Source organism: Embleya sp. NBC_00896 (assembly GCF_045207785.1).
Taxonomy (GTDB): Bacteria; Actinomycetota; Actinomycetes; order Streptomycetales; family Streptomycetaceae; genus Embleya.
This window is the reverse complement of record NZ_CP108776.1, coordinates 1,456,856-1,474,991: the sequence shown is the minus strand read 5'-3', so window position 1 is coordinate 1,474,991 and position 18,136 is coordinate 1,456,856. Positions and strand designations below refer to the sequence as shown.

Below are 18,136 nucleotides of genomic sequence, written 5' to 3'. Positions count from 1 at the left end.
ATCCCTACCCTCGGAGGTCCGCCGCATCCGGTACCGCTGCCCGCTTCCGCCCCACCGACACCATCGGCCCACCGAGACCGCCCGAGTGGCGTCAGTCCTCGAAGGTCCAGGCGAACATCACGTGGTCGGACTCGGTGTCGGGGCGGGCGGCGCGGTAGGTGGCCACGGCGGCCTCGTTGGTGCGGTCGGTGAGGACCCACATGCCGTAGCAGCCGCGTTTGCGGGCCAGCTCGGCCAGTGCCTCGGTGAGGGCGCGGCCGATGCCGTGGCGCCGGTAGTCGTCGGCCACGCCGAGTTCGTACAGGAACATCTCGGTGCCCTTGTCCGGGTGCGTCGTCTCGACCCCGGTGACCATCCCCACCGGGGTCGCGGCCACGTAGGCGAGCAGGATGTGGTGCCCCGCCTCGCCGAGGAAGCGGGCCGCCCAGTCGGGGCGTACCGGGTCGTCGAAGAGGTCACCGGCCGCGAGCACGTCCGCCACCGTCGTCACGCGCCGAATCGTCGCCACATTCGTATCCACGACGACATTCAACGAGATTTGCCACCATTCCAGAACCCGCTGCCGGCAATGGACCCGCCATGGTTGGGCTCGATCCCGGTCCCGGCCGGGGGTTCATCTTCGGATTGGCGCCCGGTTCGTGAGGAATTGCGGACATTGGTACGGCCCGGCGGTCCCGTCCGACGTGGTGATCGTCACCTGGACCGCGTCCGGCCGGGTGCCGCGCAGGACCGATTCGGCGCGCGACAGCGTGCAGACGATCTGACCGGTGGCCTGGCCCGGCGGGTTCTCCGAGTGGGCCCGCGGCATCGTCAGCGTGATTCGACCCGCGTCCACGGCGGTGTGGAACTCGCCCTCGACGTATACGAGCGTCACCAGGCCGGTCGCGAGTTCGGCGGCGTCGGGGCCGGCGATCAGCAGTTTGATCGCGCTCGAGAGGTCGCGGATCTCGACGGTGGGGCGCGACACCCCGCGCAGGCCCTCGTCGGACGCGAAGTACACGCGCATCCCGGTGGGCACCCCCGACGCGGGCTCGCCGCCGGTCAGCACCCCGGTCGAGGGGACGCCGCAGCCCGTGGTGAGCACGGCGCCGAGCAGGACGCACACGGCTGCGGAGAGGGTGGCGCGGATCCGGGTCATCGGTTCTCCTCACGGCGGGTCGGCGTATCGGGCGACACCCGCGCCGGCGTCCGCAGCGGCAGGCGCAGCGTGAACACCGCGCCGCCCGCCGGGTTGTCGGCGACCGTGATCGCGCCGCCGTGCAGGTGCGCGTTCTCCTGCGCGATGGCCATGCCCAGGCCGCTGCCCTCCGAGCGGGTGCGGGCGTTGTCCGCCTTGTAGAAGCGGTCGAACACGTGCCGCGCGGTCGCCTTGGTCAGGCCCGGGCCGTGGTCGGCGACCTCGACGGTCAGATCGTCCGCGGTCGCGAACAGCGTGACGGTGACCGGCGGCGCGCCGTGCCGCAGTGCGTTGCCGACCAGGTTGGCGACGATCACGTCCAGGCGACGCCGGTCGAGCTCGGCGCGGACGCCCGGCGCGAGGTTGGTGTGTACCTCACCGGTCCAGCCGCGGGCCGCGAGGGTGGCGTGGATCGTGTCGGCGACGTCGAGTTCATGCCTGGTCAACGACGCGGCCTTCGCGTCGAAGCGGGAGATCTCGATCAGGTCGTCGACGAGCCGGGCCAGCTTGGCGGTCTCGGCGCTGACCGTACGGGCCGCGTAGGCGACGTCCGGCGGGAGCTGGTCGGCGTCCTCGTCCAGCACCGAGGACACCATGGTCATCGCGGCCAGCGGGGTCCGCAGTTCGTGTGAGACGTCCGCGACGAAGCGGCGGGCGAGTGCCTCCTGATCGCGCAACTCCGTGACGGACGATTGCAACGCGTCCGCCGTGTCGTTGAAGTCGCGTGCCAGGTCGCCGAGTTCACCGCCACCGGTGACCTTGATCCGGGTATCCAGGTGGCCGGCGGCCAGTTGTCGGGTGGCCTGGCCGAGCTTGCGGACCGGACGCAGCACGGTACCCGCGGCCAGCAGCGCCAGGACCGCCGCGAGCACGACCACCGCCGCCGCCCCGTCGCGGACCGTCGTCAACAGCTCGGTGGTGTCGCGCTCCTCCGGGGCGAGCGAGAAGATCGCGAACACCTCCAGGCCCGAGGGCTGCCGGGAGGTGTCGAACGTGACCGGTGAGCCGATCACCAGCCACGGTCGGCCCGCGTGCTCGACCCGCTGGAAGGCCAGCCGGTTCTCGGCGCGCACCGTGGCGCGCAGTGCCGCGCCGATCCGGGACTGATCGGCGCCCGGGTCCGAACTCGCGACCAGGTCGCGGTAGCGGGCCACCACGACCGCCGAGTTCAGCCCCACCGAGATCCGCCCGGCCAGCCTGGTCAACGCCGAACCGTTCGGCGGCACGTCGAATTCCTGTGCGGCAAGCCGTACCTGGGTGCGAAAGTCGTCCCGGGCCGAGTTCTGTGCGCGTTCGAGGATGGAGACCCGAGCCTCGCGATAGGCGAGGGCGGTCGCGGTCGCGGCGCTCAGCAGCGACACCACCACGAACGCGAGCAACAGCCGACCGCGCAGCCCGCCCGGCCGCAACCGGATTCGCCTCACAGCGGCCCGAACCGATACCCGAAGCCGCGCACCGTCTGGACGTAGCGCGGCCGCGCGGCGACGTCCTCGATCTTCGCCCGCAACCGTCCGATCGCCGCGTCCACGAGCCGCGAGTCGCCCAGGAACCCGTGGTCCCAGACCTGTTGGAGCAGCTGCTCGCGGCTGAAGACCCGGCCGGGGGCGGCGCACAGTTCGAGTAGCAGTCGCAGTTCGGTCGGCGGCAACGCGATCGGCGTCCCGCGCTTGGCCACGGTCAGCCCGACCCGGTCCACCACCAGGCCGTCGAACTCCTCGGGGACCGTCGTGCGCGGCGCGGGATCGGCCCGGCGGACCGCCGCGCGGATCCGGGCCTCCAGGACCCGCGCCGTGACCGGCTTGACGACGTAGTCGTCCGCGCCCGCCTCCAATCCGCTGACCACGTCCATGTCGTCCCCGCGCGCGGTGAGCATGATGATCGGCATCTGGCTGCGCGCGCGGATCCGCCGGCACACCTCGAACCCGTCGAGCCCCGGCAGCATCAGATCCAGGACGACCACCTCGATCGCGCCGCCGGCGGCACCGGCACCCCCACCCCCACCGGGGCGCGCGAGCAGCGCGAGGCCCTCCTCGCCGGTGCCCGCGGCCTGGACCCGATGCCCGTGCCGGCGCAGCACCAGTTCCATTCCGTCACGGACGGCGACGTCGTCTTCGATCAACAGGACGTGCGGCATGGCGTCGATTATGGCCATCGTTTCCGCAGTTCAGCGGCCGACCCCGGGTCCGGAGGCGACTTCGCGGACTTTGTTACGCAACCACCATGTCGCGATGCGGGACCCGCCATGTGGGCGGGCGAGCTTGGACGGCATGAGCTTCCGCAGCCCCATTTCCCGGTCCGCCCCGCTGCGGTCCGCCGCGCTCCGCTCCACCGCGGTCCGGTCCGCCCGACTTCGGTCCGCCGCACTGCGCCACGCCGCGCTGATCGTGCTCCCCGTACTGGCCCTCGGCACGGCGTGCGGCGGCGGTGGCGACGACAAGGACGCGAACATCGCGTCCGCTCCCCAACCGCGGCCCACCGCGAACGACAAGGCCGGCGACCCGGCGCCGGGCGGACCCACCCCGCCGCCGAACGGGCAGCCGCGGCAGCAGGGCGGCGGCAAGAGCGCGTTCTACGACGCACAGCTCGTGTTCACGCAGTGCATGCGTCGCGAGGGCCTCAAGGACTGGCCCGACCCGAAGCTGTCCGGCTTCCAGGACTGGACGAAGATCGAGCGGATCCAAGCGGCCGAGAACGACCGCGACGCCCAGGCCCGGCTCGGGGCCGCGATGAACGCGTGCAAGGAGCCGATGCAGCAGGCCATGCAGCTGGAGCCCAAGCTCGACCAGCAGCAGATCTACGAATCGTTGCTCGCGCACGCGCAGTGCATGCGGTCCAACGGCGTCTCCAAGTTCGCCAACCCGAAGATGCAGGGCGGGATCGCCCAACCCGGTGGCGAGCCGAACCCGATCTCGCCGCAGATCGACTCGAAATCGCCCGCGTACAAGCAGGCCGAGGCCACCTGCAAGCCCAAGCTCGTCGACGGCGCGGACGGGATGCAGTGAGGCGCCGCACGGCGTGGATCACCGCCGGCGCGACCACCGCCGTGGTCGCCGTCGGCGGCGGCGCGCTCGCCCTCCGAGGCGGCGACTCGGCGGCGGACGCCGGCAAGTCCGGGACACCACCCGCGGCGACCGCCCCGATCACCCGCACCGACCTGGTCAAGAGCAAGACCGTGGACGGGCGCCTGGACTACGCCGACCGCCGCGTGGTCAAGTCCGCCGTCGAGGGCACCGTCACCAAGGCGGCCGAGGTCGGCAGCGTCGTCAAGCGCGGCAAGCGGCTGTACGAGCGCGACGCGCGGCCGGTGCTCCTGCTGTACGGCACGACCCCGATGTTCCGGGACATCAAGGTCGGCACGCTCGGCCCGGACGTGCTCCAGCTCGAACGCAACCTGCGCGACCTCGGGTACGGCAGGAACCTGGTGATCGACACGAAGTACGACGACGCCACCAAGGCCGCCGTGCAGTCGTGGCAGAAGGCGCTGGGCGTGCCCGAACCCAGCGGCGAGGTCGGCAAGGGCGACGTCGTGTTCCAGCCCGAAGCCGTGCGCGTGGTCTCCTCCGAGGTGTCGCTCGCGGATCAAGTCGGTCCGGACAAGGCGGTGTTGACCGTGGCGTCCACGACGCCGGTCGTCCGGGCCCAGCTCGACAAGGGTGACGACTCCCTCGCGAAATCTGGCACGAAGGTCGAGATCACCCTGCCCGACGGCTCGACGGTGACGGGCGCGGTGGCCGGCACGGTCCGAGCCCCGGCAACGGAGGGACCGGGCGCCGCCGGCGGCGCCGGAGACGGCATCCAGGTCGAGATCGCGCTCACGGGCACGGTCCCCGACCCGGGAGCCAACGCCGGCACCGCGAGCGTGCGGTTCGTCAGCGAGAGCCGGACCGGCGTCCTGACCGTCCCGGTCGAGGCGGTCGTGGCGCTGCGCGAGGGCGGCTACGGCCTACAGATCGTGCAGGGCACGACCGGCAGGACCGTGCGCGTGCAGACCGGAATGACGGCGGACGGGCGGATCGAGGTCACCGGGGATGGGCTCACCGAGGGCATGCCGGTGGGGGTGGCCAAGCCGTGAGCGCCGCGAGGATCGAAGGCGCCGCCCACGCGACCGCCGCCCCGACCGGAGGCGCCGCCGTGATCGAGCTGCGCGCTGTGGGCAAGACCTACGCCGGCGGGGTCGAAGCCCTGCGCGGCGTCGACATGCGGGTGGAACAAGGGGAGTTGGTCGCGATCGTCGGCCCGTCCGGATCCGGCAAGTCCACGCTGCTCAACCTGATCGGCACGCTCGACACCGCGACCACGGGACAGGTACGGGTCGCCGGATACGACGTCGGCGCGCTCTCCGACGCCAAGCTGTCCGCACTGCGGGCGCGGCATATCGGCTTCGTGTTCCAGCAGTTCCACCTCGCGCCGGGCCGCGACGCACTCGACAACGTCGCGGACGGGCTGCTGTACGGGGGTGTTTCCGGGCGCGAACGCAGGGCCCGAGCCCGGGCGACACTGGAGCGGGTCGGCCTGGGACACCGTCTCGCGCACCGGCCGAGCGAGCTGTCGGGTGGCGAGAAGCAGCGCGTCGCGATCGCCCGGGCGCTCGTCGGCGAACCGGATCTGCTGCTCGCGGACGAGCCGACGGGCGCGCTCGACTCCGCCGCGGGACGTGTGGTCATGGACCTCGTCCGCGAACTGAACGCGGCCGGAACGACGATCTGCGTGATCACGCACGACAACGAGATCGCCGACGCCCTGCCACGCCGCGTCCGGGTCCGGGACGGCGAGATCGTGTCCGACGCCCGGACCGGCGCGGTGCCGGCGGTGCACCCGTGAGCGCCGCGAACGACGCGCGGCTGCGGCCGGCCCGGCTGTCGCCGGTGGACGTCCTGCGGGTCGGCGCGTCGGGGCTGCGTTCGCGCCGCGCGCGGGTTCTGCTGTCCGCGCTCGGCATCGCGATCGGGATCGCCACCATGGTCGCGGTGGTCGGCCTGTCGACGTCCAGCCGCGCGGATCTGCTGGCCCGGCTCGATCGGCTCGGGACCAACCTGCTGACCGCCGAGGCCGGCAAGGACGTGGACGGCAAGGAGGTCAAGCTGCCGGTGAACGCGGTCGCCATGGTCGAGCGGATCGGCCCGGTCCTGGCGGCCACCGCGACCGGCCACGTCGACGTCCGGGTCCGCCGCAGCGACGTCGTGCCCGAGGAGATGGCGCCCGGCGTGACCACGCAGGCGGCGCGCACCGATCTGCTCGACGCGTTGGGGGCGAAGGTCGCGCGCGGGCGCTGGCTGGACGCCGCGAGCGAGCGGTTGCCGGCCGTCGTGCTGGGCGCGATCGCGGCCGATCGGCTCGGGATCACCGAGCCCGGCGCGAAGATCCTGATGGGCGACGAGTGGTTCGTGGTGACCGGGATCCTCGCCAAGGTCGAATTGGTGCCGACGATCGACCGGGTCGCACTGGTCGGATTCCCTTCCGCCGTACGGTACTTCGGCTTCGACGGACATCCGACGATGATCTTCGAGCGGTCCACGGACGCGTCGGTGACGGCCGTTCGGGACGTCCTGGCCCGTACCGTCAACCCCGGCGACGAGCACTCCGTCACCGTCTCGCGGCCGTCCGACGCGTTGGCGGCGAAGGCCGCCACGGACAGGGGGCTGACCACGCTCATGCTGGGCCTGGGCGCGGTCGCGCTGCTGGTCGGCGGGGTCGGGGTGGCCAACACGATGGTGATCTCGGTGCTCGAACGCCGGCAGGAGATCGGTCTGCGCCGGGCGATCGGGGCCACGCGCGGGGCGATTCGGGTGCAGTTCCTGACGGAGTCGCTGTTGTTGTCGGCGCTCGGCGGGGTGGTGGGCGCGGTGCTCGGGTCGGCGGCGACGTTCGGCTTCGCGCGGGTGCAGGGGTGGACGGCGGTGGTGCCGATGTGGGCGCTGGGCGGGGGCTTGGGGGCGACCTTGGTGATCGGGGTGTTGGCGGGGTTGTATCCGGCGGTACGGGCTTCCCGGGTCCGGCCGACGGTCGCGCTGAACTCCGGGTAGGGGTGGTGCCGACGCGGACCCCTACCGCGCTGGATACGTGGCGCGGATTCCCGGGCCGGACAGAGCGGTTCGGTCCGGGCACCGGTCACGGCCGCTTGCTCGGCGGGCGCCGCCCGAAGGACAGGGCCCGGCGGACGTCGTGGCCGGCCTGACGGGTCTGGGCCCAGACCGCTCGGGACGTCGCGCGCAGTGCATCGGCGGTGGCGCGCCAGGCCCGGGCGGTCGCGCGGCTCGCGGGGGTCACGAGCGTCGTCCAGGCCCAGACCACCGGGCGTACGGCGACCACGTGCAGTGCGCGGCCGAGCGCGCGGGCGGCGATCGTGCCCATCCGCCAGGTCCACTTCAGCGGTCGCACGATCAACACGTGCAGCGCCCGGCCGATCGCGCGCACGACGATCACGAGCACGCCCCAGGCCCAGACCGTCGGCCGCACGATCAGGAAGCGGGCTGCCACCGCGAGCCCGCGTCCGGTCGCGGCGGTACAGCGCCCCATGACCCGCAGCGCGCGCATCGTGCCGTGTCCGGCCCAGCGGCCGGGGACGACGAGGCCGTAGTACAGCGCGGTCCCCACCGCCCGCGTCACCACGACCAGGCCGCGCCAAATCCATCGGGCCACCGTCGCGAGGCCCCGACACAGCCACTTCGCCGGGCGCACCACGCCGTGGCGCAGCCCGAGCCGGACCGCCCGCGCCGCCACCAGAGTGCCGCGCCAGGCCACCCGGCCGGCCGCCAGGAGCCCCCGCCCCAGCCACGTCGCCAGCCATTTCACCGGCACGACCACGACGTGGAACAGCACGCGTTCGAGGCCGTGGCCGACCACCCGGGTGCCCCGCCAGGCCCACCGGCCCGGCACGACGAGGAGGTAGTACAGCGCGCGGACGAGCCCCCGGCCCACGACCGCCGCCGCGCGTGCCAGCCGGCGCAGCAGCGTGACCAGACCCGCGCTCAGCGGACGCAACAGGACGCGCAGGAACACGCGCAGCGGGAGCACGATCAGGTAGCGAACCAGCAACCCCAGCCCGGCCCACAGCAGATCGACGGCCAACCAGCGCAGCGCCTGCCCCACCGCGATCAGGGCCACCCGCGCGGCCCTCGCCACCGGGACGAGGAACCAGTCCCACAGCAGCACCTTGCCGGCCCGTCCGACCGCCGCGGCGGCTCGGGCCAGCGGGACCAGGAACCAGTCCCACACCAGCAGCCGGACCCCGCGCCCGACCACCGCGAGCAGCCGCCCGACCGGGACCAGGAGCCAGTCCCGGAGGACCACGCGGGTCCCTCGGCCGAACGCCTTCAGCAACTCCCACGCCAACTTGGCCGGCAACAGCACGATCAGCGCGACGATTCGCACCGGCCAGCGGATCAGGGTGTAGATCAGGCCGGTCGGCTCGTCCACCCGCAGGGGTTCCCGACGCTTCGTCACCGGCTCCGGGAGTGCCGGGAGTTCCGGTGATTCCGGGAGATCCGGGAGTCCCGGGACCTCCGAGCCATCCGGGACCTCCGCAGTGTGCGACTGCGGCGGTATCGAAGTCTTTTGACGCTTGGTCAGATCAACCGGAGGCTCACCGTCCGGTTGCTCGTCAACGTGAATGCCCGCTGTCATGTGTCCCCCCGGAGTTCACGCGACCCCCGGCCGCGCTTGTGCCAGTAGGACACGCCCGGCACGGAAACCTCACGGACTCCGCGCGGACAATTTCGCCGTCGGGGACGGGACGGCTCAGGAGGGACCCGAGTGCCGCCCGCCCGTGGACCTGGTGATCTCGGCCGTCGCGGCGAGGAGGCGTTCGCCGGCGCGGGTGATGTCGGCGCCGCGCAGGGGTTTCGCCATCAGGAGGGCGAGGACCACGGAGGTACGGCCGTGGGCGTCGAAGGCCGGGGCCGAGATCACGTTCACGTTGTAGCGGCGGGTGTCGTCGAGGCGTTCGGGGAGGAAGTCGACGCGGCTGAGCTCGGTGTAGAGCAGGCCGACCGCTTCCCGCTGGGGGCCGGACAGGTCCTCGTTCTCCAGTGCGGACAGCGCCTCGCGGAGCCGGATCGACGCGGTGCTCTCGCGGTGTACGTCGTAGCCACGGCGGCGGATCGTCCGCAGCACGCCCACGAGTTCCCGGCGGAAGTCGTCGTCGGCGCGCGGGGCCCGGTCCAGCCAGGCGCGGATCTCGTCCTCGCCCGACCAGGCGATCTGCACCGCGCCGTACGGCGGGATCAGCGGGATGTGCCGGCCGATCCGGGAGGTGTCGGAATGCGGGTGCGGCCCGGCGGCGTCGACGATCGTGATCGCCTCCGTGTCGTGCACGGCGGCGGTACACGGCACCCCGAACTCCTCGGCCAGCGACGCCAGATGCCGGTGCGCGGCCCGTACGGCCGGGAACGAGCGCTCGGCGGCGTGACCGACCGCGATCAGCGCCGGGCCGAGGGTGTAGCCGCTCGGTGTGTGCAGGAGGTAGTGGGCATCGACCAGGCGCCGGACGACGGCGTGACACGTCGCCTTGCTGATGCCGGTCTCGCGGATCACGTCCGCGAGGGTGAACTCCCGGCCCGGATTGGCCGCGAGCAGGCCGAGCACCGCGATCACCCGGTCGGTGGGCGGCGAGGCGGACGGCGCGCCCCGGTCGACGGCGGGACGGGAAGGCTGACGGAGAGTCATGCGGCAGGCCACCAAAGGGAGAGCGCGGTACCGCCGAGGAAGCGGTCCCGATCGGCGGGGGAGAGCCGGCGCGCCGCGTCCCGGCCGCGGGCGACCATCGCGGGGTACGTCGAGCCGGTCGTCTGCGGGTGGTCCGAACCCCAGGCCAGCCGACGGGCGCCGAACGTCGCCGCCAGGTGGTCGATCAGATCGGCCGGATCACCGACCGCGGCCGCGAGTTCGAGGACGTGCGTGGACACCTTGACCCGTACGGCGGGCAGCGCGGCCAGATCGAACAGCGGACCCGCCGCCCCGAACGGGGTCCCGCCCGCCAGGTCCGCGAAGCCGCAGTGGTCGAGCGCGACCGCGACGTCGGGATGCTTGTCGACGACCGGGCCCACGCGGGCGAGCGCGTCGGGGAACAGCACCGGGACGACGGTGAGGCCCAGTTCGCCCGCGAGCGCCCACACCTCGTCCGCGCGTCCATCGCCCAGCCAGCTCGGCTCGTGCCCGTGCACGCCGAAGAGCCGCACGCCACGCAGGAGCCCACCGCTGTCCCGGGCCAACTCCGCGAGCGCGGTGGCCGGATCGGGGGCGTCCATGTCGACCGAGCCGACCAGCGCCAGCCGCTCCGGGTTCGCGCGGACGCTGTCGATCGCGTAGGCGCAGTCGTATCCGTACGCGCCCACCGCCTGTACGACCACCGCGCGGTCGACCCCACCCCGGGCCATCGCGGCCAGCAGGTCGGGCGTACCGACGTCGTCCGCGCGAAACCACGGGCTGCCGACACCGGAGGGCGCGAGCGGATACCGGTCACGATCCGCGGAGGCGACGTGCACGTGGGCGTCGACGAGCGGACGAGCTGTTCGGATACTCGAATCGGCTGTACGCATAGGCGGATGCTAGGAGCTGCAACCCGCCAGGACAACGTGGCGCTGCCTACACGGGCCGCGATTGGTGTTCGAGTATTCGACCCTTATTGCTTACATTTTCGACCGACGCTATGGTCCGAGCCCTTGCCGCCCGCAACGTCGAAGGGCTTTCCATGGGTGCCACCGCCAAGCCGGACGCCGAGCCGATCACGCTCGTGGACGAGTCCCCCGAGACCCTCTACGCGCTGCTCGCCGAGCGCGGGTGGGGCGACGGCTTCCCCGTCGTCGCGCCGACGCCGGCGCGCGTGGACGCGATGCTGGCCGGGTACGACGGCGATCCGGACGAGGTGATCGGCGTCCTGCCGCCCCGGCTCGGCGAGGCCACGCCGCGCGTGCTCGCGGTCAACGCGGTGCTGGCCGGGTGCCCGCCCGAACTGCTGCCGCTCCTGGTGGCGGCCGTGCGCGGGATCGTCGCCGACGAGTTCAACCTGCGCGGCGTCAACTCGACCACGCACCCCGTCTCGATCATGGTCACCGTGCACGGCGAGGCGGTCCGGCGCTGCGGCTTCAACGCCGGGACCGGCACGCTGGGGCCCGGCAACCGCGCCAACGCGACGCTCGGTCGGGCGCTGCGCCTGGTGTTGCTGCACGTGGCCGGCGGTACCGCGCGCGGTGTCGGCGACGCGGGTCTGGGTGACGCGGCCACGCACGGGCAGCCGGCCAAGTACACCTTCTGCTTCGCCGAGAACGCCGAGGCCAGTCCGTGGCCGACGTATCCGCGCAGCCTCGGCCTGGACGGTCCGAGCGCGGTCACCGTGGCCGGGATGGAGAACCCGCACAACTTCCACGACATGGAGACGCGCGGCGACCCCGCGCCGATCCTGGACAAGGCCGCGTCGGTGATGGCCACGCTGGGCACGAACAACGCGGTGGTCTCCAGCGCCGAATACTTCGTCGTGCTCGGCCCCGAGCACGCCGCGACGATCGCCGCAGCGGGTTGGGCCCGCCGGGACGTGCAGGCGTACCTGTTCGAGAAGGCCCGCCGCCCCGCGCGCGAGTTCCGCGCGCACTTCGATGCGGTGCTGTGGCGTCCGTGGATGCGCGCGCTCGGCGACGACGACCTCCAGCCGATGACCGACAGCCCCGACAACATTCGGGTGCTGGTCGCCGGCGGTGCCGGCAAGCACTCGATGGTCGTGCCGAGTTGGGGCCTGACCCGCAGTGTCACCGTCCCGGTCCGCTGACCGTTCATTGCCGCGCTCCGTACCCGGAATCGCTCTGTATCAAGGGAGTTCACCATGGCAGCCGCCATCCGGATCCTCGACCCGACGGGCCGCGTCGGTGCCCCCGCGGCCCGGCTCGCGCCCGGCCTGGACGTGCTCACCGGCAAGCGCATCGCGGTCCTGGACAACCTGAAGCCACACGCCGGCTACATCATGGGCGCGATCGCCCGCGGCCTCGCCGCCCGTACGGGTGCGACCGTGTCGCTGGAGATCGCCAAGGTCAGTGCCGCGTTGCCGGCCGAACCCGAGGTCGTGGCAAGGCTGTTGGCCGAGGCCGACGTGGTGCTGACCGGGTCCGCCGACTGCGGCTCGTGTACCTCGTGGAGCGCGCACGACACCGTCGAACTCGAACGCCTGGGCCTGCCCACGCTGTTGCTCAGCACCGAGGGGTTCACCGAGATCGCCCACCAGATCTGTGGGCTGTACGGGCTGCCGCAGGCCCGCATCCTGACCGTGCGCGGGCCGCTGGGCGGGTCGGACGACGCGGATCTGGACGCGATGGCCGGCGAGGTCCTGGAGCACGCGCTGCACCTGGTGAGCGCGGGCTGACGATGCGTCACCCGGGGGGTGCATCAAGGATGCGGACGGTAACCCGTGGCTTGCACCTCCGTAACCCGAAGGACTGAGGAGAACCATGGCAGCCGGCCTGCGGCCCGCTTGTCCTCAAGCGCCGGACGGGCTGGATGAGAAGCCTGGCCTGCGGCCGGCTGCCCTCAAGCGCCGGGCGGGCTGAATGGGGTTGGGTCCGTTTGTTCTCAGGCGCCGGGCGCGCTGGGTGAAGAAGCCTGGCCTGCGGCCGGCTGCCCTCAAGCGCCGGGCGGGCTGAATGGGCTTGGGTCCGCCTGTCCTCAAGCGCCGGGCGGGCTGGATGAGAAGCCTGGCCTGCGGCCGGCTGTCCTCAAGCGTCGGGGCGGGTTGATGGATTTCGTAGGGGAGGAGATGGCATGGAACCGTCCGATGAGGCTGTCCGGGCCGCGCTCGCGTCGTTGGGTGAGGTGCTTGCCGCTGATGATTTTGGGCTTGTGGTTACGTGTTCGGGGGAGGGCGCGGTGATGCTCACGGTTACGGCCGGGCCTACCGCCTGTTCTACCTGTCTGGTGCCGAAGGAGATTATGCGGCGAATGGCGCAGCGGCAGTTGGGGGCGTTGGATCGGCGGGAGTGGGCCATCGAGATTGGGTATCCGGCCGACGCGGGGACCTGACCGGGCCCGGCCCGCGGACGGGCCCGGTGTTGGTGTCGGCGGCGGTCAGACCTCTTGGCGGGCCGGTTCGGGCAGGAGCTCGTCGTTCGTCGGGGTTTCGGCGGGAGCGGGTTCCGCCGCGGTCGGGCCGCGGCGGAGCAGCAGGCCGACCGCGCCGACCACGAGGGCGAAGGCGATCAGGTAGCCGAACGTGCCCTGGAACGCGGACACCACGGAGTGGCTCTCGGTGCGGTTCTGCAGGACGAGCGCCGCGATCGCGATGCCGAAGGTGCCGCCGATCTGGTTGCTGAGGTACACCGCGGCCGTGGCGCTCGGTACCGACTCCGGCGGTACCGAGCCGAACACCGACGACATCGCGGGCGCGCCGACGAAGCCGAGCCCCGCGCCGGTGACGACCGAGTAGCCCACCAGGATCACGGTGTTCGTACCGCCGTCGGCGGTCGAGAAGCCCAGGATGCCGAGTGCGGCCAGCACCCCGCCGAACGGGATCAGCGCACGGGCGCCGATCTTGTCGAACAGCTGACCCGCGATCGGCATGCCGATCCACACGCCGACCCCCTGCGGGACCAGCAGCAGGCCGGCCGCCATCACGCCGCGGTCGCGCGCCACCTGGTAGTACAGCGGGATCAGGAACAGCAGCGAGAACAGCAGGATGCCGGTCAGGAACACCGCGCCGATGCCGCCCGCGAAGCCGCGGATCCGGAACAGTCGGACGTCGATCAGCGGGTGCTCCGTGCGCAGCGCGTGCAGCACGTAGCCGATGATCAGCGCGACGCCCGCGACGAGTGCGGCGATCACCTGCGGCGCGCCGAAGCCGCTGTCGCCCGCGGCCTGCGACAGGCCGTACACGACCGCCGCGAATCCGGGGCACAGCAGCGCGATGCCGCGTGCGTCCAGCGGCGGCGGGTCGCCCTCGCGCGGCGGGTCGGCCGGGATCTGCCGGTAGGCCAGGGCCAGCGCGATCAGACCGATCGGCAGGTTGATGATGAACATCCAGCGCCAGTTGGCGTGTTCGAGCAGCACCCCACCGAGCACCGGTCCCAGGATCGGGCCCAGGGTGACCACCGCGCCGACGATGCCGATCATCTTCCCGGCCCGCTTGGGACCGGCCGCGATGGCCAGCATGGTCAGCAGCGTCGGTTCGAGCGCGCCGACGCCGATGCCCTGGAGCACCCGGAAGGCGATCAGGCTCTCCGCGTTCCACGCGATCGCGGACAGCGCCGAACCGGCGAGGAAGACCGTCAGGCCGGTCAGCCACACGGTCTTGCCGCCGAATCGCCCGGCGGCCCAGCCGGCCAGCGGCACGGTCGCGGCGAGTGCCAACAGGTAGCCGGTGGCCACCCATTCGATGGTCTTGAGCGGTGCGTCGAAGCGGTCGCCGAGGGTCTCGATGCCGACGTTGACGATCGTCGTGTCGAGGATGCCCATGACGCCGCCGAGCAGCATCACCAGCATCAGTCGCAGGAGTGGACCGTCGATCTTGGTCTCGGGATCGGGGGGTGCGGTGGCCATGAACGCCTCCAAGTTACCAGTGAGGTCAGTTAACTAAACTCGCGAGTAAAAATTAACAGCCCGTCTGGTAATGTCGCAACATGGTCGAGGGAACGAAACGGGCGACGACGCGGACGGCAGGTCGGGCAGCGGCGAAGGGGGCGGCGCCGGCGCCGGCGACACCTGCGGGCGCGGCGGCCGCATCCGCGCAGGGCGCCACACGCGGGCGGATCGACAAGCGCCGCGCGATCCTGGCCGCCGCCGAGGCGGTGTTCACCCGCGAGGGCTACACGCTCGCCGGCATCGACGCGATCGCGGCCGAGGCCGGCGTGTCCAAACCGACCATCTACAACCACCTCGGCGGCAAGGAGAACCTCTTCCGGACCGTCATGGTCGAGGCCGCGATCGAATCCAGCGGCCGGATCCTGGCCGCCCTGGAGGCGTTCCCGACCGACGCCGACGAGCTGCACCCGCGGCTGACCGCGATCGCGCACCGGGTCGTGCAGTGCCAGGCAGGTGAGAAGGGCTGGGCGCTACAGCGGCTGGTGTACGCCGAGGCCGCGCGCTTCCCCGACCTGTACGACACGATCCGCGAGGGCGGCACCGTGCAGATCATCGACGCGCTCGCGGGCCGACTCGCCCGCCTCGCGCACGGTGGATACCTGGACATCGACGACCCCGTCACCGCCGCGAACCAGTTCCTCGCGCTGATCTCCGGCGACCTGCCCACGCTCACCGCGCTGGGCACCCGGCCGGTCGACGACGCGGCCCTCGACCGTGCGGTCACCGCCGGTGTGACCACCTTCCTGCGCGCGTTCGCGCCGCGCGAGGGCGTCGCGGTCACGACGACGCCCCGGCGCTGAGCGCCTCGACGGGGAGCGAAACCGCGTCCGGTGCCGCCACCGGGCGCGGTACGGCCGCGAGCAACTCCCGCGTGTAGGGCGCCTGCGGGCTCGCGAACACCCGCTCGGCGTCGCCGCTCTCGACCACTCGGCCGTCCTTCATCACCAGGATCCGGTCGCTGACGTGCCGGATCACCCCCAGGTCGTGCGAGATGAACAACAGCGCGAGGCCCAGCTCCGCACGCAGATCCGCCAGCAGGTCCAGGATCTGCGCCTGGATCGACACGTCGAGCGCCGAGACCGGCTCGTCGCACACGATCAGCTCGGGCGAGGGCGCGAGCGCCCGCGCGATCGCCACCCGCTGGCGCTGACCGCCCGACATGTCGCGCGGTCGTCGCCCGAGCAGGTCCTCGGACAGGCCGACCAGGTCCAGGAGTTCGGCCACGCGCTCGCGATGTGCGGCGCGCGTGCGGCGCCACCGACCGCCCGGCAGGCCCGCCGCCGCGACCGCCTCGCCGAGGATGCGCGCGACCGTGTACCGCGGATCGAACGAGCCGAGCGGATCCTGTTGCACCGCCTGGATCCGCCCGCGCGAGGCCCGCCGGACGGACTCCGGCACCCCGCTCCACGCGGCGTCGCGAAATCGCACCGAGCCCTCGTCCGGCTGCTCCCAGCCGAGCACGATCCGCGCCGCCGTCGTCTTGCCTGAGCCGGACTCGCCGACCACGCCCAGGGTTTCACCCGCCCGCAGCTCGAACGACACGTCCCGCACCGCATCGTGCCAGGTACCGTCCGGCCCGCGGAACCGCTTGCCGATCCCGGCCACGTCGAGCAGCACGTCGCCCACCGGCGGCGCGGGCGGCGCGGGCGGTACGGGCACTCGGACCGATCCGGCCGACGCCGACAGGCGGGTCCCCTTGGCGTGCAGCGACGGTACCGCCGCCAGGAGCGCGCGGGTGTACTCGTGCGCCGGTTCCGCCAGGACCCGCTCCGCCGGCCCCTGCTCGACGATCTCGCCCGCGTACATGACCGCGATCCGGTCCGCGAGGCGGGCCACCGCGGCCAGGTCGTGGCTGATCAACAGGATCGCGGTGCCCTGCTCCTTGAGCCGGCCGAGCAGCGCGAGCACCTGCGCCTGCACGGTGACGTCGAGCGCTGTGGTCGGCTCGTCCGCGAGCAGCAGCTCGGGGCCGCCCGCGAGGGCCGAGGCGATCAGGCCGCGCTGACGCAGGCCGCCGGAGAGCTGGTGCGGATACTGCCGGGCCCGCCGGGCCGGTTCCGGAATCCCGACGTCCTCCAGGAGTTCGAGCACGCGCGCACCCACCTGCCCGCGCGGCACGACGCGGTGCGTACGCAGTGGCTCGGCGACCTCGGTGCCGACGGTGCGCAACGGGTCGAGCGAGACCAGCGCGTCCTGGAGCACCAGGCCGATTCGGCGGCCCCGGATGCTCCGCCACCGGGACTCCGACAGGTCGGTCAGATCCGTACCGTCGAAGTCGAGCCGACGGGCCGTCACGCGAGCGTTGCCGCCGGTGAGTCCGACGAGGGTGCGGGCCGTGACGCTCTTGCCGGAGCCGGATTCGCCGACGATCGCCAGGCATTCGCCGCGCGCGACCGTGAACGACACGTCGCGCACGGCGGATTCCCGGCCGGGAAAGGCGACTTCGAGGCCGTCCACGACGAGCAGGGGTGCGGCGCTGCTGGTGGTCATCGCGGTATCCCTCCGGCGAAGCGGGTGCGGGCGTGCCGGCCGGCCACGTTCACCGCGATCACGGCGCACGTCACGGCCGCCCCCGGGAACACCCCGATCCACCACGCGGTCTCCAGGAAGCCGCGTCCCTCGGAGAGCATCGCGCCCCACTCGGGTGACGGCGGTTGCGCGCCCAGACCCAGGAAACTGAGCCCGGACGCGTAGATGAGCGAGGTGCCGAAGCCGACCGTGGCCAGCACCAGGAGTGGGCCGATCGCGTTGGGCAACACGTGCCGCGCGATCAGCACCGGCCGGCGCAGGCCGAGCCCGGCCGCCGCCTCGACATACCCCGAGCGGCGCACGACCAGCGCCTCGGCCCGGACCAGGCGCGCGTAGCCGGGCATCGCCGCGATCGCCACCGCGATCATCACGTTGACCGTGCCGCGACCCAGCAGCGTCACCACGAACAGCGCGAGCAGCAGTTCGGGCAGTGACAACATCACGTCGGCCAGACGCATGAACACCTGATCGGCGGCCCGACCGCCGAGCGCGGCGGCGAGTCCCCAGATCGTGCCGCCGACCAGCGCGAACGTGGTCGCACCCAGGCCGAGCAACAGCGAGGGGCGCGCGCCGTGCAGGACGCGCGCGAACACGTCGCGGCCGAGCTGGTCGGTGCCGAACCAGTGCTCCGTGCCGGGTCCCCGCAGCGCCGCGAGCGGGTCGGTGTCGATCGGCGACGTGTCGGTGAACAGGCCCGGTGCGAGGCCGACCAGCGCGAACAGCGCGAGCACGCCGATCGCGATCGCGACCCCCGGACCCACTCGGCCGCGGCGTCGGACGCGGACCGGTCGCTTCGCGGGCGACGCGCCGGATTCGCCGGATCCGCCCGCCCCTTGGGCTCCGCCCGGTTCGACGGCGAGTGTCTGCGGCACGTGA

The 18,136-nt window shown here is 72.6% G+C and carries 18 protein-coding genes; 8 read left to right on the top strand and 10 right to left on the bottom strand.

The window, feature by feature from the left end; translation table 11 throughout:
- Positions 1-91: 91 nt before the first annotated feature.
- From OG928_RS06700 to OG928_RS06685, 4 genes are all read right to left on the bottom strand, one after another.
- Positions 92-490 carry a GNAT family N-acetyltransferase gene (locus OG928_RS06700; protein WP_406280530.1) on the bottom strand — a complete coding sequence of 133 codons (399 nt, stop codon included), beginning with the start codon at positions 488-490 and terminating at the stop codon, positions 92-94.
- Positions 491-613: 123 nt separating this feature from the next.
- A complete protein-coding gene (locus tag OG928_RS06695) occupies positions 614-1,138 on the bottom strand; it encodes a hypothetical protein (RefSeq protein ID WP_406280528.1) in 525 nt (174 codons plus the stop codon).
- Positions 1,135-2,601: an ATP-binding protein gene (locus OG928_RS06690; RefSeq protein ID WP_406280526.1), complete on the bottom strand. Its 1,467-nt coding sequence runs from the start codon at positions 2,599-2,601 to the stop codon at positions 1,135-1,137. The genes OG928_RS06695 and OG928_RS06690 overlap by 4 nt, the downstream gene beginning before the upstream one ends.
- A complete protein-coding gene (locus OG928_RS06685; protein ID WP_406280525.1) occupies positions 2,598-3,311 on the bottom strand; it encodes a response regulator in 714 nt (237 codons plus the stop codon). The genes OG928_RS06690 and OG928_RS06685 overlap by 4 nt, the downstream gene beginning before the upstream one ends.
- Positions 3,312-3,444: 133 nt before the next feature.
- Between OG928_RS06685 and OG928_RS06680 the strand changes: the two genes are divergently transcribed.
- From OG928_RS06680 to OG928_RS06665, 4 genes are read left to right on the top strand one after another with little or no spacing between them, the layout of a single operon-like run.
- The gene (locus tag OG928_RS06680) at positions 3,445-4,179 is read left to right on the top strand and encodes a hypothetical protein (protein WP_406280523.1); all 735 of its coding nucleotides are present in this window, start codon (positions 3,445-3,447) and stop codon (positions 4,177-4,179) included.
- Positions 4,176-5,249, top strand: a complete 1,074-nt coding sequence (locus OG928_RS06675; RefSeq protein WP_406280521.1) for a peptidoglycan-binding protein — start codon at positions 4,176-4,178, stop codon at positions 5,247-5,249. The genes OG928_RS06680 and OG928_RS06675 overlap by 4 nt, the downstream gene beginning before the upstream one ends.
- Positions 5,246-5,998, top strand: a complete 753-nt coding sequence (locus tag OG928_RS06670) for an ABC transporter ATP-binding protein (RefSeq protein ID WP_406280519.1) — start codon at positions 5,246-5,248, stop codon at positions 5,996-5,998. The genes OG928_RS06675 and OG928_RS06670 overlap by 4 nt, the downstream gene beginning before the upstream one ends.
- Positions 5,995-7,200 (top strand): ABC transporter permease, encoded by a 1,206-nt coding sequence (locus tag OG928_RS06665; protein ID WP_406280517.1) that lies wholly within the window; start codon positions 5,995-5,997, stop codon positions 7,198-7,200. Before OG928_RS06670 ends, OG928_RS06665 begins: the two co-directional genes overlap by 4 nt.
- 85 nt (positions 7,201-7,285) lie before the next feature.
- On the opposite strand, the gene OG928_RS06660 is transcribed toward OG928_RS06665, so the two are convergent.
- The 3 genes from OG928_RS06660 to OG928_RS06650 form a co-directional block, all read right to left on the bottom strand.
- Positions 7,286-8,620 (bottom strand): hypothetical protein, encoded by a 1,335-nt coding sequence (locus tag OG928_RS06660; protein ID WP_406280515.1) that lies wholly within the window; start codon positions 8,618-8,620, stop codon positions 7,286-7,288.
- 294 nt (positions 8,621-8,914) lie between these two features.
- Complete coding sequence (locus tag OG928_RS06655; protein WP_406280513.1) at positions 8,915-9,841, bottom strand: IclR family transcriptional regulator; 927 nt, start codon at positions 9,839-9,841, stop codon at positions 8,915-8,917.
- A complete protein-coding gene (locus OG928_RS06650) occupies positions 9,838-10,713 on the bottom strand; it encodes an amidohydrolase family protein (RefSeq protein ID WP_406280511.1) in 876 nt (291 codons plus the stop codon). The genes OG928_RS06655 and OG928_RS06650 overlap by 4 nt, the downstream gene beginning before the upstream one ends.
- A gap of 110 nt (positions 10,714-10,823) precedes the next feature.
- On the opposite strand from OG928_RS06650, the gene OG928_RS06645 reads away from it, so the two are divergent.
- The 3 genes from OG928_RS06645 to OG928_RS06635 all read left to right on the top strand — a co-directional run bounded on the left by OG928_RS06645 (position 10,824) and on the right by OG928_RS06635 (position 13,177).
- Positions 10,824-11,936, top strand: coding sequence for a hypothetical protein (locus OG928_RS06645; RefSeq protein WP_406280509.1), 1,113 nt, complete (start codon positions 10,824-10,826; stop codon positions 11,934-11,936).
- Positions 11,937-11,990: 54 nt separating this feature from the next.
- Positions 11,991-12,524 carry a hypothetical protein gene (locus tag OG928_RS06640; RefSeq protein WP_406280507.1) on the top strand — a complete coding sequence of 178 codons (534 nt, stop codon included), beginning with the start codon at positions 11,991-11,993 and terminating at the stop codon, positions 12,522-12,524.
- A 395-nt stretch (positions 12,525-12,919) separates the two neighbouring features.
- Positions 12,920-13,177, top strand: coding sequence for a hypothetical protein (locus tag OG928_RS06635; protein WP_406280506.1), 258 nt, complete (start codon positions 12,920-12,922; stop codon positions 13,175-13,177).
- Positions 13,178-13,222: 45 nt separating this feature from the next.
- On the opposite strand, the gene OG928_RS06630 is transcribed toward OG928_RS06635, so the two are convergent.
- Positions 13,223-14,689 (bottom strand): DHA2 family efflux MFS transporter permease subunit, encoded by a 1,467-nt coding sequence (locus tag OG928_RS06630; protein ID WP_406280504.1) that lies wholly within the window; start codon positions 14,687-14,689, stop codon positions 13,223-13,225.
- 80 nt (positions 14,690-14,769) lie between these two features.
- Here OG928_RS06630 and OG928_RS06625 point away from each other — a divergent pair, with 80 nt between their 5' ends.
- A complete protein-coding gene (locus OG928_RS06625; protein WP_406280502.1) occupies positions 14,770-15,531 on the top strand; it encodes a TetR/AcrR family transcriptional regulator in 762 nt (253 codons plus the stop codon).
- Here the strand turns inward: OG928_RS06625 and OG928_RS06620 are convergent.
- The gene (locus OG928_RS06620) at positions 15,509-17,221 is read right to left on the bottom strand and encodes a dipeptide ABC transporter ATP-binding protein (RefSeq protein WP_406280500.1); all 1,713 of its coding nucleotides are present in this window, start codon (positions 17,219-17,221) and stop codon (positions 15,509-15,511) included. The genes OG928_RS06625 and OG928_RS06620 overlap by 23 nt on opposite strands.
- Positions 17,218-18,132 (bottom strand): ABC transporter permease, encoded by a 915-nt coding sequence (locus tag OG928_RS06615; protein WP_406280498.1) that lies wholly within the window; start codon positions 18,130-18,132, stop codon positions 17,218-17,220. The genes OG928_RS06620 and OG928_RS06615 overlap by 4 nt, the downstream gene beginning before the upstream one ends.
- Positions 18,133-18,136: the final 4 nt, after the last annotated feature.

Bases quoted from the DNA above. Each gene is read 5' to 3' on its own strand.
- OG928_RS06625 (WP_406280502.1), top strand. From the start codon at position 14,770: ATGGTCGAGGGAACGAAACGGGCGACGACGCGGACGGCAGGTCGGGCA.
- OG928_RS06630 (WP_406280504.1), bottom strand. From the start codon at position 14,689: ATGGCCACCGCACCCCCCGATCCCGAGACCAAGATCGACGGTCCACTC.
- OG928_RS06645 (WP_406280509.1), top strand. From the start codon at position 10,824: ATGGTCCGAGCCCTTGCCGCCCGCAACGTCGAAGGGCTTTCCATGGGT.
- OG928_RS06685 (WP_406280525.1), bottom strand. From the start codon at position 3,311: ATGCCGCACGTCCTGTTGATCGAAGACGACGTCGCCGTCCGTGACGGA.
- OG928_RS06640 (WP_406280507.1), top strand. From the start codon at position 11,991: ATGGCAGCCGCCATCCGGATCCTCGACCCGACGGGCCGCGTCGGTGCC.
- OG928_RS06650 (WP_406280511.1), bottom strand. From the start codon at position 10,713: ATGCGTACAGCCGATTCGAGTATCCGAACAGCTCGTCCGCTCGTCGAC.
- OG928_RS06655 (WP_406280513.1), bottom strand. From the start codon at position 9,841: ATGACTCTCCGTCAGCCTTCCCGTCCCGCCGTCGACCGGGGCGCGCCG.
- OG928_RS06680 (WP_406280523.1), top strand. From the start codon at position 3,445: ATGAGCTTCCGCAGCCCCATTTCCCGGTCCGCCCCGCTGCGGTCCGCC.
- OG928_RS06635 (WP_406280506.1), top strand. From the start codon at position 12,920: ATGGAACCGTCCGATGAGGCTGTCCGGGCCGCGCTCGCGTCGTTGGGT.
- OG928_RS06695 (WP_406280528.1), bottom strand. From the start codon at position 1,138: ATGACCCGGATCCGCGCCACCCTCTCCGCAGCCGTGTGCGTCCTGCTC.
- OG928_RS06620 (WP_406280500.1), bottom strand. From the start codon at position 17,221: ATGACCACCAGCAGCGCCGCACCCCTGCTCGTCGTGGACGGCCTCGAA.